A 744-nucleotide genomic window follows, 5' to 3' on the forward strand; every position below is an offset into this window, starting at 1 on the left:
CGAGTGTTTCACCCGCACTGCTGCAGATCACAGAGCCGGACGGGGCTTTCGCGTATCTGGCTATGGTGGGGCGCGTGATCAACAAACCACACACACGCGCCGCTATCGCCGTAGTCGCTGCCGCCATATCCCTGTCGGCCTGCAACGCCAAGACAGCTGGTGAGAGTGGAAAGCCGGCGCCGACGACGTCCGCAAGCCCCGCAACGTCGTCGCAGCCTGACGCACCGCCATCGCCGGGCACACAGCAGACTCAGGCCCTGGTAAGTGCTCTCAAGGCCATTGATCCGGCCCTAGGCAAGAACAAGGCATGGGCGATCACTGGGGCCAAGACCATCTGCGCAGATGTCCAAGCGGGCCAGGCTGACGCTGACCTGCAACAGGGCGCGAAACTGCGCTTTCAGGGCTCCACGCCGGGCACCATGCCAACGGTGACAGATGACCAGGCGCGCCGGATTGTGGACGCTGTGAAAACGTCGTTCTGCCACTGAACCCCACGCGTAAGGCCCCGGCCGGGGGATCAGTTCTGGGCGGGGCTGTGCGTACATGGAAGCCTTGAAAAAGGCGAGAACCAGGCGATACCGAGGCGCTATCAGGCCCTTCCCGAGGAGGGATTGCAGCAGCGGGCGGCCCTCGCCTCCCGGCTCCTCCGCGAGGGCACGGCCCCGGTACCTGGTTGGGTACCGGGGCGGCGTCGTTCCTGGTCAGAGGCGCATGTCGAGCCCCTGATGCGTTGTGCCCCTTTAG

Annotated in this window: 1 pseudogene; it reads left to right on the top strand. The window is 65.2% G+C overall.

Annotation, left to right across the window (positions count from 1 at the left end):
• Positions 1 to 488: pseudogene (locus ACO1BR_RS44165) on the top strand (hypothetical protein); the annotation flags it as partial.
• Positions 489 to 744 lie beyond the last annotated feature (256 nt).

It is taken from the genome of Streptomyces sp. YGL11-2 (assembly GCF_050054615.1).
In the GTDB taxonomy this organism is placed as follows: domain Bacteria; phylum Actinomycetota; class Actinomycetes; order Streptomycetales; family Streptomycetaceae; genus Streptomyces.